Annotated in this window: 13 protein-coding genes; 5 read left to right on the top strand and 8 right to left on the bottom strand. The window is 74.9% G+C overall.

From position 1 onward, the window contains the following. Nucleotides 1-7: 7 nt before the first annotated feature. From FRAEUI1C_RS22755 to FRAEUI1C_RS22735, 5 genes are all read right to left on the bottom strand, one after another. Nucleotides 8-1,798, bottom strand: a complete 1,791-nt coding sequence (locus tag FRAEUI1C_RS22755) for a sensor histidine kinase (RefSeq protein WP_013425700.1) — start codon at nucleotides 1,796-1,798, stop codon at nucleotides 8-10. A gap of 24 nt (nucleotides 1,799-1,822) precedes the next feature. Then, nucleotides 1,823-3,352 carry a bifunctional aminoglycoside phosphotransferase/ATP-binding protein gene (locus FRAEUI1C_RS22750; protein ID WP_013425699.1) on the bottom strand — a complete coding sequence of 510 codons (1,530 nt, stop codon included), beginning with the start codon at nucleotides 3,350-3,352 and terminating at the stop codon, nucleotides 1,823-1,825. A 137-nt stretch (nucleotides 3,353-3,489) separates the two neighbouring features. Next, entirely contained in the window at nucleotides 3,490-3,744 is a 255-nt protein-coding gene (locus FRAEUI1C_RS22745) for a hypothetical protein (protein WP_041259610.1), read from the bottom strand. Nucleotides 3,745-3,861: 117 nt separating this feature from the next. Beyond that, nucleotides 3,862-4,536: a TetR/AcrR family transcriptional regulator gene (locus FRAEUI1C_RS22740; protein WP_013425697.1), complete on the bottom strand. Its 675-nt coding sequence runs from the start codon at nucleotides 4,534-4,536 to the stop codon at nucleotides 3,862-3,864. Between the two features lie 111 nt (nucleotides 4,537-4,647). Continuing rightward, nucleotides 4,648-5,256 carry a choice-of-anchor P family protein gene (locus FRAEUI1C_RS22735; RefSeq protein ID WP_013425696.1) on the bottom strand — a complete coding sequence of 203 codons (609 nt, stop codon included), beginning with the start codon at nucleotides 5,254-5,256 and terminating at the stop codon, nucleotides 4,648-4,650. Nucleotides 5,257-5,554: 298 nt separating this feature from the next. On the opposite strand from FRAEUI1C_RS22735, the gene FRAEUI1C_RS22730 reads away from it, so the two are divergent. The 4 genes from FRAEUI1C_RS22730 (at nucleotide 5,555) to FRAEUI1C_RS22720 (ending at nucleotide 10,622) form a co-directional block, all read left to right on the top strand. Beyond that, a complete protein-coding gene (locus tag FRAEUI1C_RS22730) occupies nucleotides 5,555-7,372 on the top strand; it encodes an ATP-binding cassette domain-containing protein (RefSeq protein ID WP_232425085.1) in 1,818 nt (605 codons plus the stop codon). An 82-nt stretch (nucleotides 7,373-7,454) separates the two neighbouring features. After that, the gene (locus FRAEUI1C_RS22725) at nucleotides 7,455-9,278 is read left to right on the top strand and encodes an asparagine synthase-related protein (RefSeq protein ID WP_013425694.1); all 1,824 of its coding nucleotides are present in this window, start codon (nucleotides 7,455-7,457) and stop codon (nucleotides 9,276-9,278) included. Nucleotides 9,279-9,363: 85 nt separating this feature from the next. Beyond that, nucleotides 9,364-9,522: a lasso RiPP family leader peptide-containing protein gene (locus tag FRAEUI1C_RS39725; protein WP_013425693.1), complete on the top strand. Its 159-nt coding sequence runs from the start codon at nucleotides 9,364-9,366 to the stop codon at nucleotides 9,520-9,522. Nucleotides 9,523-9,683: 161 nt separating this feature from the next. Continuing rightward, the gene (locus tag FRAEUI1C_RS22720; RefSeq protein ID WP_013425692.1) at nucleotides 9,684-10,622 is read left to right on the top strand and encodes an AAA family ATPase; all 939 of its coding nucleotides are present in this window, start codon (nucleotides 9,684-9,686) and stop codon (nucleotides 10,620-10,622) included. Here the strand turns inward: FRAEUI1C_RS22720 and FRAEUI1C_RS22715 are convergent. Both FRAEUI1C_RS22715 and FRAEUI1C_RS22710 read right to left on the bottom strand, forming a co-directional pair. Then, nucleotides 10,600-11,652, bottom strand: a complete 1,053-nt coding sequence (locus FRAEUI1C_RS22715) for an alpha/beta hydrolase (protein ID WP_041261253.1) — start codon at nucleotides 11,650-11,652, stop codon at nucleotides 10,600-10,602. The genes FRAEUI1C_RS22720 and FRAEUI1C_RS22715 overlap by 23 nt on opposite strands. Before the next feature lie 55 nt (nucleotides 11,653-11,707). Further along, the gene (locus tag FRAEUI1C_RS22710; protein ID WP_013425690.1) at nucleotides 11,708-12,226 is read right to left on the bottom strand and encodes a MarR family winged helix-turn-helix transcriptional regulator; all 519 of its coding nucleotides are present in this window, start codon (nucleotides 12,224-12,226) and stop codon (nucleotides 11,708-11,710) included. A 136-nt stretch (nucleotides 12,227-12,362) separates the two neighbouring features. Here FRAEUI1C_RS22710 and FRAEUI1C_RS22705 point away from each other — a divergent pair, with 136 nt between their 5' ends. Next, the gene (locus FRAEUI1C_RS22705; protein ID WP_013425689.1) at nucleotides 12,363-13,883 is read left to right on the top strand and encodes an MFS transporter; all 1,521 of its coding nucleotides are present in this window, start codon (nucleotides 12,363-12,365) and stop codon (nucleotides 13,881-13,883) included. 99 nt (nucleotides 13,884-13,982) lie between these two features. On the opposite strand, the gene FRAEUI1C_RS22700 is transcribed toward FRAEUI1C_RS22705, so the two are convergent. Next, nucleotides 13,983-14,519: a hypothetical protein gene (locus FRAEUI1C_RS22700; protein ID WP_013425688.1), complete on the bottom strand. Its 537-nt coding sequence runs from the start codon at nucleotides 14,517-14,519 to the stop codon at nucleotides 13,983-13,985. Between the last annotated feature and the right edge of the window lie 30 nt (nucleotides 14,520-14,549).

Genomic DNA, 14,549 nt, shown 5'->3' with positions numbered 1-14,549 from the left:
GGGGCGATTATCGCAAATCGAGGGAGCAGGGCGCGGTCCAACGGACCAGGGTGCCGGCGCCGTCCGGGCCGGGGCCGATCTGGAACGACCCGCGCAGCTCGTCGGCGCGGCTGCGCATGTTCGCCAGGCCGCTGCTGCGAACCGGCTCGCCGACGCCGACCCCGTCGTCCACGATCTCGGCGCAGACCTGCCCGTCGGCCACCGTCACCGTCACCGAGGCCGTCCGGCAGCGGGCGTGCCGGGCCGCGTTCGACAGGCTCTCCCGGACCACCGCGAGCAGGTGGTCGGCCACCTCGGCGTCGACCGCGCTGTCCAGCGGCCCGTCGGCCAGCAGCCGCGGCGCGAAGCCGAACGCGTCGGTCATCTCGTCGACCACCCCGCGCAGCGCGATCCGCAGCCCGGTGCCGCCCGCCGCCGAGCGGCCGCGCAGCTCGAAGACCGTCTGGCGGATCTCGCGGATCGTCGCGTCCAGGTCGTCGACGTAGGTCGCCAGCCGCCGCGCCCGGTTCGGCTGGCTCTCGCCCTCCGCGAGCCCCTGCAGCCCGAGCGCCACGGCGTACAGCCGCTGCATCACGTGGTCGTGCAGGTCCCGCGCGATCCGGTCCCGGTCCTCCAGCATCGTCAGCCGGCTGCGCGCGGACCGCGACTCGGCGAGCTGCAGCGCGATCGCGACGTGGCCCGCGAAGGCGGCGGCCATCTCCAGGTCGGTGTCGGTGAACGGCTCGGCGCCGAGCCGGCGGCCGAGGATGACCGCACCCGACGTCCGGTGGGAGGCGACCAGGGGCACCACCATGACCGGGCCGAGCGCGGGCTGGCCGTCGAGCAACTGGGCGATCTCGGCCGGAGCCCCGGCGGCGAACAGCGGCGCGCGCTCCCGCATCGCCCGGCCGGCCAGCGAGTCGTCGACGGCGAGCAGCCCGCCGGCCAGCCGGTCCGCGCCGTCCCCGACGGCGATATCCAGGCTCAGGTGCCCGGCGTCGTCCGCGCCGAGCGCGAGCGCGGCCGTGTCGGCCCTGGCCACCTCGCGGGCGCGCCGGACGATCATCTCCAGCGGCCGGTCGCCGTCGCCGAGCAGGTGGCGGGTGATGTCGGCCGATGCCTGCAGCCACTGCTCGCGGTGCTGCGCCTGGCCGAACAGGCGGGCGTTGTCGATCGCGACGGCGGCGCTCGCGGCGAGCGACTGGACCAGTTCCTCGTCCTCGGCGGTGAACGCCCGACCGCCGCGCTTCTCGGTCAGGTAGAGGTTGCCGAACACCTCGCCGCGGACCCTGATCGGCACCCCGAGGAACGTGCGCATCGTCGGGTGGCCCGAGGGGAAGCCGACCGCGGTGGGGTGCTCGGCGATGTCGGCCAGCCGCACCGGCTTCGGGTCACGGATCAGCGCGCCGAGCACGCCCTCGCCGCGCGGCAGGTGGCCGATCTCGGTGACCAGCCGAGGGTCGATGCCGACGTGGATGAACTGCTCCAGCCCGTCGCCGTCCTTCGCGGTCACGCCAAGCGCGCCGTAGCGGGCGTCGACCAGCTCGCAGGCGGCCTCGGCGATCCGGCGCAGCACCACGTCGAGGCTCAGGTCGGCGGCGACGGTCGTCGTGGCGCGCAGCAGGCCGCGCAGCCGGCCCTGGGTGGACATGACGTCCTGGGCGCGTTCCATCACGTCCTGCGCGCGCTCGACAAGTTGGGCGAGCAACTCGTCGAGCTCCAGGCGGCCGACGCCGACGTAGTCCAGCTGGTCGCGGCCCAACTGGGAGTCCGCCGAGGCGCGCGGCACCGGTGCGAGCGTCGGCGGCTCAGGCTCCATGTCCTCGAACGGTAGCCGACGCGGTCAGTGCAGCCGGCGGCGCGCGGCCGCTGCCGCCTCGGTGATCGGCGCCGCGGTGTGGACGACGGCCGCCGACGGCCACGGGTCGGCCCGGGTCGCCAGTGCGCCGTGGATCGCCGCCGTCGCGTCCGAGGCGTCCGTGCGGGCCGCCGCCCGGCGGGCGATCCGCGCCGCGGCCACCTCGGGGGCCGTCACGCAGCGCAGCTCGATGAGGTCCGCGTGTGCCGCCGCCGCCAGCCGGGCCGCCGCCGCCCGGTCCGCCGCGTCCGACCAGGAGGCGTCGAGCAGCACGTTGTCCCCGCGGGCGAGCGCGTGGCCGGCCCGGCGCAGCAGCTCGGCGTAGACCGCCTCGGTCGCCGCCGGCGAGTACAGGCCGCGGAACGGGCCGCCCTCGTACAGCTTCGGGGACGCGGGCCGGTCCGTCGGCAGGCCGGCGAGCTCCTTGCGCACGGTGTCCGACCGCAGCAGCACCCAGCCGTCCTCCGTGTCGGCGAGGCGGCCGGCCAGCGTCGACTTGCCGGTGCCGGGCAGGCCGCCGACCAGCGCCAGCCGCACCCGGCCCCGGCGCAGGTGGTCGAGCGCGAGGTCGGCCAGCCGGCGGGCCAGGTCGGCCGCGTCGGGATCGCCCTGGCCGGCCCGGACGCAGGTCACCTTCGTCCGCACGAACGCGCGGTAGGCGACGTAGAGGTGCGCGAGCGACGGGGGATGGGTCTCGCCGGCGAACTCCTGGTACCAGCCGAGCAGCTGGTCGGCCTCCGCGCGGGCGCCGAGCCGTTCCAGGTCCATGGCCAGGAACGCGACGTCGCCGAGCACGTCGCCGACCCTAAGCCGCTGGTCGAACTCGATGCAGTCGAGGATCCGCGGGCCGTCCGGCAGGCAGAAGATGTCGTCGGCCTGCAGGTCACCGTGCCCGTCGCGGACCAGGCCGGCGGCCATCCGGGCGCGCAGCAGCGGCGCCCGGCCGGCGAGGTATCGCGCGGACAGCCGGTCGATCTCGGCGATCACCGTGCCGTCGAGGATGTTGTCCCGGTACTGGGCGACCTGGTCGACGCCCTCGCGCCACAGGCCGGCGAGGGTCGCGCTGCTGCCCGCGGCCGCGATCTGCTCGGACGTCGCGCAGGCCGCGTGGAAGGCGGCCAGCCGCCGGGCGATCGCCCGCAGCGCCGCGCCGACGGGCTGGCCGCGCTGGATGAGGGAGGTCAGCCGGCGCCGTTCGGGCAGCCGGCGCATCACGACCGCGTGGTCGACGACCCGGCCGCGGTCGTCGACCAGGTCGGCGACGGCCAGGTAGACGTCGGGCGCGAGCCGTCGGTTGAGCGCGACCTCCTGCTCGCAGGCGGCCAGGCGCTTCGCCCGGGTGGAGAAGTCCAGGAAGCCCAGGTCGACCGGCTTCTTGACCTTGTAGACGAGGTCGTCGACGAACGTCAGCGTCGCCGAGTGCGTCTCGACGACCTCGCCGGGCGGCAGAGCGGCCAGGTCCCACCGCGGTGCCGGGCGGGCCTGGAAGGCGGTGGCGGTCCCGTCACCGGTCATCGGCCCTCCTCGGCGCTGTCGGGCCGGCGCGCTGCCGACCCTTCCAGCATCCTCGGTGGGCGTCACCACGCCCGCCGCCACAAGTAGCGCGGCGTCGGGACGTTTGGACCAGCTACGGGCCGGCCGACCGGCCCGGGTCAGCGCGTCGTTGCCCGGACTGGCCAGGTGGGCTTCTCGAGGCTGGTCATCCAGGCGATGTCCGCGGCGCGCACGCCGAGGCGGGTCGCCAGCTCGGCCGCGTCGCGGCCCTCGCCGATGGCGGTCCGCAGCGCGTTGGCCCGCAGCTCGCGCAGCTGGCCGGGCCGGGGGGTCTTCCCCCCGATCAGCTCGTGCGCGCGGGCGGCCCGGTCGACGGAATCGGCTATTGAGGCGACTTCTTCGCAGGTCGGCACAGGCACATGGTGGGGGCAAGGGGCGAGCCCGACAACCTCCTTCGGGCGCACCGGTTGCGCCGGCAGCACATTGGTGCCTGCCGGGCCTGTGACGGGGCTCGCGCTGGTGCCGGTGGGTCAGGCGCCGAGCGGTCCGGCGAGGCCGTGACGCAGCAGGTCAGCGAGCTCCGCGTAGGCGTCGGCGTCCGACAGGCCGGTCGCGGCGGCGATGTCCCCGCGCTGGATCGCCACCATGACCGCGGTCGCCGCCTGGCCGACGAAGGTCGCGTTGACGCCGCCGAACACGCCGGCGGTCACGCCGTCGGCGACCAGCTCGCGAATCCGGCGCGCGGCGATCCGGGTGTTGCGCTCGTACTCGGCCCGGGTCGCGGGGTTCGCGGCCAGGTCGTGGCGGAATGCGGCCGACGCCGGCCGCAGCTCCCGGGCGACCCCGCGCAGGTAGGCGCCGACGGTGTCGGCCGGGCTCGTGGCCGCGACCTGGGCGACGTCACGCTCGATCCGTTCGGCGGCCGCGCGGAAGAAGTGGCCGACGACGGCGACGGCGAGCTGCTCCTTGCTGCGGGCCAGCGCGTAGAGCGTGCTCTTCGAGCAGCGCAGCCGGCCGGCCAGCTCGGCCAGGGTGAACCGCGCGAACCCCTCGGCCAGGAAGATCCGCAGCAGGGCGTCGAACAGGTCAGCCTGGCGCGACGTGCGCCCGCTGGCCACGGCGGGCCCGGCCGAGGTGGGTGACGCCTCGCCGGGAGCGTCCGCCACCAGCGCGTCGTCGACCTCCGGTCCCGAGAACGCCGTCATGATCGTCAATTTATCCTGTCCCGGCGACGACCGCCGGCACCAGCGCCACGTGGGCCACGCCGAGCCTGTGCCGCGGCGTGGCGCGTGGCGCCGGTGAACCGGTTCGGTCGGTCAGGAAAGGGTTGCCGCGTTGCAGGTGGACGTCGCGAGGACGACGTTCTCCAGGCCACTGACGAGGCTGACCGACAATGCGTCGACCGTCACCGTGCCGTCCGGCCCGGTGGTCTGCCGGTTGAGGATGAGCGTGGCCAGGCCGGGCAGGGTGAGCGTGGTGTTCGGGGTCGGGTGCGGCGTGAGGAAGATGGGTGTTCCGAGCAGCACGACCTTTCCGTTCTCGATATTGGAGTCGGCGCTGACGACACCGGTGACGGAGTTGTACGAGCAGTTCGACGTAAGCGTTCCGGCGGTCAGGCTCGCGAGCGGTGAAAGCGAGATGTTCAGTCCGCTGACCGTCGCGCTCGCGGTGGTCGGTCCTGCCGCGGTGTCAACGGCGCCGGTGGTGAGCAGCGGCGGCAGGTTGAGGCTCGCGGCGTGGTTCGGCGAGGTGCCCGGGAAGGCGCTGGCCACCAGCGGGTTCGCCGGGATGAGGCCGGTCGCCTTGAGGCCGGTCGCGGTGTTCGGCGGCGCCGCCGAGGCGGGGGCCGAGGCGGCCAGTGCCAGGCCGGCGGCGGCGACGAGCACCCCGGCAGTGTGAGTCGCGCGTTTCGCCCACAGTTTCATGACAGTTCCCTTCTGCACGGTTCAGGACTGATGAGAACGGCACCTGGGCGCCAGCGGGCCTGAAAACCTGGAACCCCCGCACGGCGCTGTCGGGACTTTGTTCCCGGGCCGAAGGTAACGCTCTTCCCGGCCGAACAGGGGTCTCGGCGAGGTAATGGAGTTTCCTCACCGAATGGCATGGTCCGATTTTTGTCGGCCTATGTCGGCCGGCTGGGACATAGGCTGCGACGTCCTTCGGAAGCCAACACGGTCGCTACGTGGAGTAACTATGTGACCACCACTGACTATCTTCGGCGCCATGGCCACTCCCACTCGCCGCGCGGCCACCTTCCGGCGCGCGCTGGCCAGCGCCCGTCACTGGTGGTCGCGCAGCACCGACGGGGTGCGTCACCCGGCTCGCCAGGTGGCCACCATGGCGGTGCTCGGCCTGGTCTCCGGCCTGCTGGAGCTGCTCACGATGGTCCTCATGATCACGCTCGCGACCGGGTCGGCTCGGGGCGGCTCGCGGGTGGTCCCCTGGCTCGGATCCTCGCGAGGCACGCTCGCTGGCGCGGCGCTGCTGGCCGCGGCTGGTGCGGCGGCGACGACCGTCGTGTGCGCGCGTGTCACCAGTCGGATCGGCGCGTCCGCCCTGACGTCGGTCCGGGACCGGCTGGCCCGCCACTACCTGGCCGCGGACTGGTCGGCGCAGCGGGCCGAGCCGACCGGCCGACTGCAGGAGCTCGCGCTCGGCGACGCCGCGCAGATCTCCCTCGGCGCCGAGCGCTGCGGCGACGCGGTGGCCGCCGCCCTGCGCCTCGGCGCGTTCGCCGTTGCGGCCTTCGCCGTGAGCCCGCTGGCCACCAGCGCGCTGGCCGTCGTGGTCGCCGCCGTTCTCGGATCGGTCCGCCTGGCCGGCCGGCACACCCAGGCGGTGAACCGGCGCGCGGTCGAGGCGGCGAGCGCGCTGGGCACGGCGCTGACCGAGACGACGACCGTCGCCGCCGAGCTGCGGGTGTTCGGTGTCGTCGACGAGGCGGCCGAGGCGCTGTCCCAGGCGTCCGGGCGGGCCGGCCGCCTGCACGGCGAGACGATGTTCCGGGCCACCGTCACCCCGCGGCTGGCCCGCGACCTCGCGGTGCTCGCGCTCATCGCCGTCCTGCTGCTGGTGCTCTGGCTCGACGAGCTGCCGCTGGGCACCGTCGGGCTCGTCACGCTGCTCGTGATGCGCGCGCTCGGCCAGGCCTCCGCTCTCGGCGCCACCGCGCACCAGTTGCGGGAACGGCTGACCCACCTGGACCGCGTCGAGGAGCACCTGGACCGCTGGGCGACCGGCCGAGCCCCAGGGGGGCGGTCCTGCCCCAACGCCGGCGCGATCCGGCTCGCCGGCGTCGAGGTGACCTACCCGGGCACGGCCCGGCCCGCGCTGACCGGCATCGAGCTGACGCTGCGGCCGGGCGAGCGGCTTGGCGTGGTCGGGCGCAGCGGTGCCGGCAAGACCACCCTCGCCGGCGTGCTGCTCGGCCTGCTCGAACCGAGCAGGGGCCAGGTGCTCGTCGGCCCCGGTGACCGGCCGGTCGACCGGGCCGACGTCGACCCGCGGGAGTGGTTTGGCCGGGTGGGGGTGGTGCCGCAGCAGCCGACGCTGATCACGGGCACGGTCGCGGCGAACATCCGGTTCCTGCGTTCCGGGCTCGGCGACGCCCAGGTCCGCGCGGCGGCGGTCCGGGCCGGGCTCGGACCGGAGCTGGCGTCCTGGCCGGACGGTCTCGACCATCCGGCCGGCCTGCACGGCACCGCGCTGTCGGGTGGCCAGCGCCAGCGCGTGGCGCTGGCCAGGGCGCTGGTCCGGCTGCCCGATCTCCTGGTGCTGGACGAGCCGAGCAGCGCGCTCGACGCCCGCGCCGAGGAGGCGCTGCGCGCCGCGGTGGCGACGATCGGGCCGGCGACCACCGTCATCGTCATCGCCCACCGGATGTCCACGGTGCTCGGCTGCGACCGGGTCGCGGTGCTTGAGGACGGTCGGCTGACGGCGCTGGCCAGCCCAGGCGAGCTCGCCGAGACCGAGGGCTACTTCCGCGACGCGCTGCGACTCGCGGACGCCAGCACCTCGCGATCCGAACACAGAGTGCTTTGATTAACACTCTTAGTATCCATACTCGGTGTCCGTCTCGGCGTGGTCCCGGCCGATGTGGCGCCACGCACCGGAGGCCGATGTCATGAGCTTCTGCGGAGAGCTCCGCCTGGACGGCAAGCCGGGCTCGACCGAGCTGGCCGCGACCATGCTCGCCGCGTCGGCTACCCCGGCCGGCGGCCCGGTCCACCTGCAGGCCGCGGGAGTGCTGGCCGTCGCCGCGGCGCCCGGGCCGGGCCTCGGCGCCGCCGCCGACCTCGCGCACCCGCCGAACGGGCTGCTCGCCGTCGTCGACGGCTGGTCCACGGGCGGACCTGGCAGCGGCGGGGTGTCCGGCCGGGTCGTCGAGTCCTGGGGGCGATACGGCCTGACCTGCCTCGACCACCTGCTCGGCGACTGGGCGCTGGCCGTGTTCGACCCGGCCACCAGCCGGCTGGTGCTGGCCCGCTCCCCGCACTCGATGCGCCGGCTGGTGGTGCACCACACCGGCGAGCGGCTGCTGTTCGGCACCGAGCCGGCCCAGCTGCGGGCCGCCGGGATCCCGCTGCGGGTCGACGAGGCAGTGCTGGCCGAGACGCTGACCCGCGACCTGACCTCCCTGCACGAGACGCTGCTGCTCGGGGTCGAGCGGGTGCCCGCCGGCCACGTGCTCGAGGTGGCCCCGGGCCGAGCCCCGTCGCGCCGGCCCTTCACCTCGCTGCTGTCGGTGGTCCCGCCGCTGCGCGCCGCCCCGTTGCCCGTCGCCGCCCGGGAACTGCGCACGGCGCTGGAGGCCGCGGTCCACGACGCGACGGCGCGGGCACCGGTCGCCATCGGGCTGTCCGGCGGCCTCGACTCCAGCACGATCACCGGGATCGCGAGCCGGCTGGCGGCCCGGGACGGGGGCCCGGCCCGGGTCGTGCCGATCAGCATGGTGTTCCCGGGCCGGTCACACGACGAGTCCCGGTGGGTCGACGCGGTCGAGGAGCACACCGGCACGGCCGTGCTGCGGGTCAAGCCGGAGCCGTACAACTGGGACCGCTGGCGGCAGTGGACAGCCGACACCCTCGACATGCCGCCCCGGCCCAACCTCGCCCTCACCGAGGCGGTCGGCACCGCCGCTCGCCAGGAGGGCCTCGACGTGCTGGTGTCGGGGGAGGGCGGCGACGACTGGCTCACCGGGTGGCGCAGCCACTGGCCCGACCTGTGGCGGGCCGGCCGGCTCGGCCCGCTCTGGCGGCAGACGGGCGCCGGGATCAGCCCCAGGTCGGTACGGACCAGGCTTGCCGTCGCGCGCCGCCACGCGCTCGCTCCGTTTCCCCGCGGCATCGCGGGTGAACGCCTGACCCTGCCGTGGATCCGGCCGGCACGCCTGCGCGGGCTGGACCTCGACGGCCGGTTCGCCGCCGCGGACGCCGCCGACGCCGCCCTGTTTCGGTCCTACGACCAGCGGGAGCGGTGGCGGCTCGCGGTGGTGCGCGCGTCGTTGCCGCTGCTCGACACGGCGCGGACGATCTACACGGGCGCGGGCGTTGACTGGCGCCACCCGTTCCACGACCGCCGGGTGATCGAGGTCGCCCTGTCGACCCCGGGCCTGACGATGTACCGGCCGGGGGAGACCAAGCCGGTGCTGCGGGCGGCGGCCGCCGACGTGCTGCCCGAGTCGGTGCGGACCCGGCGGGGCAAGGCCCACTTCGACCTGGAGCTGGTCGACGCCGTCGAGGAGGCCGGCGGGATGGGCCTGCTGGCTGGCGGACCGCTGGTCGCGGACGGGTGGGTGGACCTCGGGATCGCCAAGGCCGCGTGGACGACAGCGGTGGCGGCGGCCCGCGACGGCCGGCAGCCTCCCGACCCGCAGCACGGGCTGGTGGCTCTGTGGCAGCTGGTCGGCCTGGACATGTGGCTCGCGCGGAGCGGGGTGCGCTTCTGAGGCGACCCGCGCTGCTACTCTCTGCAACCGACAGGTCACTAAGCATTACTGTCTGCAGTATCCGTAGTCGATCCTGGAGAGTGTGATGATCGCCGAGAAGACCGGCACCGCCGAGGGCCATATCGCCGCGCGGCGTGCCTACCAGAAGCCCAGCCTGACCGAGCATGGCAGCCTCGCGGTGCGGACGGCCGGCCAGCCCGGCCTGCTGCTGGACGCCATCATCCAGATCGCGCAGCCGAGCTGACCCAGGACGACGTCCGGTCGCAGCGGGCCGCGTCACACAGACCCCCGGGGCCAGCGCCCCGGGGGTCTGTCGCCGCCGCCGGCCGGGCACCGCTGTGCTACCGCTTCGGCGCGGTCGAGGTCCGGTCCGACGTCGCCCTGCCTGGCTACGACGAGTACCTGATGGGTGGCGGCGGCCGGGGCGGCGGGGGGGACCTGCCGACGGTCGTCGTGCGCGGTACCCCGGTGCCGGCGCCGCGTGGGGCGCTGCTGACCCGGCTGAGCACCCGGCGCGGGCCGCTGGAGGTCCACGCGGCGGGCGGCAACGACCGGGTCGTCGTGCCGGAGGGCCTCGCCGCGTACACCCTGCACGCTGGCCGGCGGGTCAGCTGGCATCTGCCGGCCCGGGCGCCGAGCGAAGCCGAGGCGGACCACTTCGTCGCGGCCGTCATTCCGTGGGCGCTGGCCTCCGGCTCGGGCACACCGGTGCTGCACGCGGCCACGCTGGTCGGCCCGACCGGCTCCGTGCTCCTGGTCGGCCGGTCCGGGGCCGGGAAGTCCACGCTGAGCACGGCACTGCACCGCCGGCTGGGCTGGCCGCTGCTCGGGGACGACGCGGCGGTGCTGCGACTGGCCGGCGGCGAGGCCCAGGTGCTGTCGTGCAGCCGCGAGGTCCGGCTCTGGGACGATGCCGGGAAGCTGCTCGGTCTCGACGGCGGCATCCCACTGCCGCGCTACGGCACGAAGAGCCGCCATCCGCTCGCCGGGCCGGCCGACCGCCCGGTGCCGGTGGCGGCGGTGATCCTGGTGAACAGCCGGCCTGAACCCGATCGGGCGACGGGAGGCCCCGCGCCCGCCGCGCTGGCGGTGATGCGGCCGGTCGACGGCCTGCTCCTGCTGCGCGCGGGCCTGATGCGGACCGCCCTGATACCGGTCGGAGACGCGGCTCGGGAGTTCGACTTCCTCACTCGCTGGATGCGGGGCGTGACCTTCGCCACCCTGGACTACCCGCACCGGCCCACCGCGCTGGACGAGGCCAGCCGGCTGATCGCAGACTTCGCCGTGGGCGCGGCTCCCGGGACCGCGGGGCCGGGCCCGGCTACCGGGCCAGCAGCCGGGTGAGCCACTGCAGGCGGACGGCCTTGGCCTGGCGGGTCAGGGCGGCCTGCGGGGCGAGCAGGTCGAAGCCGTGGAAGGCGCCGGGCCAGACATGCAGCTCGGCCTGGCCGCCGGCCCGCCAGAGCCGGGACGCGTAGGCGACGTCCTCGTCGCGGAAGGTCTCGGCGGAGCCCACGTCGATGTAGGCCGGGGGCAGGCCGGACAGGTCGGTGGCCCGGGCGGGCGCGGCGTACGGCGAGACGTCGGCGCCGCCGGCCGCGTCGCCGAGCAGGGCGCCCCACCCCGTCGCGTTCGACGACTGGTCCCAGACGCCCAGGCCGGCCAGCTGGACCGCCGACGGGGTGTCGTTGCGGTCGTCCAGCATCGGGGACATCAGGACCTGGCCGATCAGCGCCGGCCCGCCGCGGTCGCGGGCGAGCAGGGCCAGCGCCGCGGAGAGGCCGCCACCGGCGGACAGGCCGGCGACGAGCAGCCGCTCGGGGTCGCCGCCGAGCTCGGCGGCGTGCGCCGCGGTCCAGAGCAGGCCGGCGTAGCAGTCCTCCACCGGGGCCGGGTGTGGGTTCTCGGGCGCGAGCCGGTAGTCGACGGACACGACGACGAGGCCGAGGTCCTCGGCCCAGTCGAGGATGTCCGGCAGCCCGGAGCGGGCATCCCCGATGATCATGCCGCCGCCGTGCGCGTGGTAGATCACCGGCTGGGCCGCGGCCGGGTCGGCCCCGGCCGCCTCGATCGTCGCGGCCGTCGGCCGGCAGACGAGCAGCCCCACCTCCGGCGCGCCCGCCGGGCCGGGCACGGCGACCTCGCTGATCGTGAAGGCCCCGCCGCGGGCCAGCTCCTCGTTCGTCGGCCCGAGCTGGGGGCGGCCGCGCATCAGCGGGATCATCTCCGGCGTGATCGCCGTCGGCAGCACACCGGCCAGCGCCTCCAGCGCCGCGGCCATCTCCAGGTCGAACGGCGGCGGCGCGCCGAGGGGCCCGAGTCCCGAGGCCGGCTCGGCTCCTGGCGTGGGCGTGCGCGGTGTCGCGGTCGTCATGTCGAAGTTGTAGCGCGCCATCGCCCCGCCAGGCGACCAGATCGCCGAGGCGGGCTCAGTCGCCGAGGGCGCGGGCGAGCAGGCCGCGCAGGACGGTGCGCTCGGCGGGGGAGAGGTTGCCGAGGACGCTGTGCTCGACGCTGTCCATCGCCTCCTCGGCGCGGGCGACCGCGGCCGTGCCCGCCGGGGTGCGGTGGACGAGGTGGCGGCGCCGGTCGGCCGGGTCGCGGCGGCGCTCGGCCCAGCCCGCCGACTCGGTGGTGTTGAGCAGCAGCACCAGGATGTTCGCGCCCAGGCAGAGGTACTCGGCCAGCTGCTGCTGGGGCACGCCGGTGTCCTCGTGGAGCTGGTTGAGCAGCACGAACTGCTTGAGGCTCATGCCGAGGATGTCCTCGGTGGCGGCCTGGTAGACCTGCCGGCTCAGCCGCGTCATCAGGACGAGCGCACCCGGGCTCTGGGCGTCCACCGAAGCAGTGTCGTCACTTTGAGTAACCAGGGCGCTCAGGGTGGCCGCGCTGACCGGGGTGTCCGTGTCGACCGGGCTCGGGCCGACAGGACTCATCGAGAGTGCCATGGCTGTCCGAGCGTAACATGACCATGCCCATCAAGATCTGTTGATGGTTATGTGCCCGGGGTGGTCGTGGAGCCGGGGTGGTTATAGAGCCGGGGTGGTGTCGGCCTCGAGATAGTCACGCTATAGTGACTATCTCATGAGCGACATTAATCCGACGGCGGGCCCGGACCCACGCCGATGGCTGGCGCTGATCGTCGTCCTGCTGGCCCAGCTGATGGTCATGCTCGACACCACGGTCGTGAACGTCGCGCTGCCCGCGATCCAGACCGACCTGCACGTGACCCAGGCCGACCTCACCTGGACCCTGAACGGCTACCTGATCACCTACGGCAGCCTGCTGCTCGTCGCCGGGCGGCTCGGTGACCTGATCGGGCGTCGCCAGCTGTTCCTCGGCGGCATCGCCGTCTTCACCGTTGCCTCGATCGGCTGCGCCCTCGCCGACTCGGTGGCGACGCTCGTCGCGGCCCGGTTCGTGCAGGGGGCGGGCGGCGCGTTCGCGTCGTCCTCGGTGCTCGCGATCGTCGTCGCCGAGTTCACCGACCCGGCCGAGCGCGCCCGCGCCATCGGCCGCTACATGCTCGTGTCGATCGGCGGCGGCTCGCTCGGCCTGATCGTCGGCGGCCTGCTGACCCAGGCCCTCAACTGGCACTGGATCTTCGCGATCAACGTGCCGATCGGGATCGTCGCGCTCGCCGGCGGGGTGCTGCTGCTCGACCGGCGCCGCGGCGACGGCAGCGCGACCCGGCCTCGGATCGACGTGCTGGGCGCCGTCCTCGTCACGGCGGCCCTGATCATCGGCATCTACGCGATCGTGCGGGCGTCGGACGTCGGCTGGGGCTCGGCGCGCACCCTCGCAACCGGCGCGGTCGCCGTCGTGCTGCTCGCCGCCTTCGCCGGCTGGGAGGCGCGCGTCGCCGACCCGATGCTGCCGCCACGGGTGCTGCGCCAGCGCAGCCTGATCGCCGGCAGCGCCGTGCGCGCGGTGATGGCCGCGGGCATGTACGGCTACTTCTTCTTCGGGGCGCTCTACCTGCAGCGGGTGCTCGGCTACGGCGCGGTCGCGACCGGTGCCGCGTTCCTGCCCCAGACGGGGGTCGTCGCCGTCATGTCCCTCGGGCTCGCCCGGTGGCTGACGGCCCGCCTGGGGCCGTACCGGGTCCTGGTCGCCGGTATGACGATCATGCTGGCGGGCCTGGTCCTGTTCGCGACCGGCGGGGTGGGGACGCCGTACTTCCCGCGCCTGCTGATCGTCACCGTGATGCTCGGCCTCGGCGGCGGCGGCGCGTTCGTCCCGCTGACGACGCTGGCGCTGGCCGACGTCCCCCCGGCGGACGCCGGCCTGGCGTCGGGCATCGTCAACGTCTCCATGCAGGTCTCGGCGGCGATCGGCCTCGCGGTGTTCGGCACGGTCGCGGCGGGCCGCACCGCGACCCTGACCAGGGCGGGTCACGACCCGGTGTCGGCGCTCGTCGGCGGCGACCGGCTCGGCCTGCTGGTCGCCGCCTGCTGTGTCGCGGCCGGCATCGTCCTGGCCACGGTCCTGTTGCGGCCGCGCCACGCCGTGGCCGCGGTGCCGGAGCCACCCGCGACCCCCGCCACACCGGCACCGCGGGTGGGCGACGAGCTGGCGGCCGGCTCCGGCGAGGCCGTCCGGTAGTACCCGCAATTGATCAACACGTATCGCGGTCAACGTGTCGATGGTCGGGTCTCGCGCTCGGGGCGATCACACGCCCGGTGCGCGGCTTGTCCGGCGGGGTCAGTGCAGCAGCAGGACCCGCAGCAGGATGAGGGCGACGCCGAACGCGCCCGAGACGAGGCCGTAGGCCAGCGAGGCCCAGGTGCCGCTGCCGCTCTGGCGGCCGGCGATCTCGCCCCACAGGACCAGCGCGCCGACGCCCGTCCACATGCCGGCGAGCGACGCGGTCTGCACGGACGCGCCGGCGGCCGACGCGAGCAGGACCGCGAGCAGCGGGACGAAGGACGCGGTGACCAGCGACCACTCGTGGGACATGGTCTCGGCCAGCCGGCGCGGCCAGCCCCGACGCCCGACACCCTGCTGGGAGCCGAGGAATTCGGCGTACACGTGGGCGAGCCAGTAGATGATCACGGTGACGAGCTCGGCGTAGATCAGGTCGCGCAGCGTCGTCTGGCGTTCCGCCTCGACCGCGAGCACCGAGTCGGCGAGGACCGTTCCGTAGATCGACCCGGCCGGGTTGCGCGCGAGCAGCAGCAGGCCGGCGCGCCACCCATGGCGGGCCGCGACCGGTCGGTCTAGGCGGTCCTGCGCGTCCACCCGGTCCTCTCTTGTCGGCGACCGCGGACC

The organism is Pseudofrankia inefficax (genome assembly GCF_000166135.1).
Taxonomy (GTDB): Bacteria; Actinomycetota; Actinomycetes; order Frankiales; family Frankiaceae; genus Pseudofrankia; species Pseudofrankia inefficax.
Note: the sequence above shows the minus strand (reverse complement) of the source record. Positions and strands in the feature narration are given on the sequence as shown.

Bases quoted from the DNA above. Each gene is read 5' to 3' on its own strand.
- FRAEUI1C_RS22755 (WP_013425700.1), bottom strand. From the start codon at position 1,798: ATGGAGCCTGAGCCGCCGACGCTCGCACCGGTGCCGCGCGCCTCGGCG.
- FRAEUI1C_RS22750 (WP_013425699.1), bottom strand. From the start codon at position 3,352: ATGACCGGTGACGGGACCGCCACCGCCTTCCAGGCCCGCCCGGCACCG.
- FRAEUI1C_RS22740 (WP_013425697.1), bottom strand. From the start codon at position 4,536: ATGACGGCGTTCTCGGGACCGGAGGTCGACGACGCGCTGGTGGCGGAC.
- FRAEUI1C_RS22735 (WP_013425696.1), bottom strand. From the start codon at position 5,256: ATGAAACTGTGGGCGAAACGCGCGACTCACACTGCCGGGGTGCTCGTC.
- FRAEUI1C_RS22730 (WP_232425085.1), top strand. From the start codon at position 5,555: ATGGCCACTCCCACTCGCCGCGCGGCCACCTTCCGGCGCGCGCTGGCC.
- FRAEUI1C_RS22725 (WP_013425694.1), top strand. From the start codon at position 7,455: ATGAGCTTCTGCGGAGAGCTCCGCCTGGACGGCAAGCCGGGCTCGACC.
- FRAEUI1C_RS39725 (WP_013425693.1), top strand. From the start codon at position 9,364: ATGATCGCCGAGAAGACCGGCACCGCCGAGGGCCATATCGCCGCGCGG.
- FRAEUI1C_RS22720 (WP_013425692.1), top strand. From the start codon at position 9,684: ATGGGTGGCGGCGGCCGGGGCGGCGGGGGGGACCTGCCGACGGTCGTC.
- FRAEUI1C_RS22715 (WP_041261253.1), bottom strand. From the start codon at position 11,652: ATGACGACCGCGACACCGCGCACGCCCACGCCAGGAGCCGAGCCGGCC.
- FRAEUI1C_RS22710 (WP_013425690.1), bottom strand. From the start codon at position 12,226: ATGGCACTCTCGATGAGTCCTGTCGGCCCGAGCCCGGTCGACACGGAC.
- FRAEUI1C_RS22705 (WP_013425689.1), top strand. From the start codon at position 12,363: ATGAGCGACATTAATCCGACGGCGGGCCCGGACCCACGCCGATGGCTG.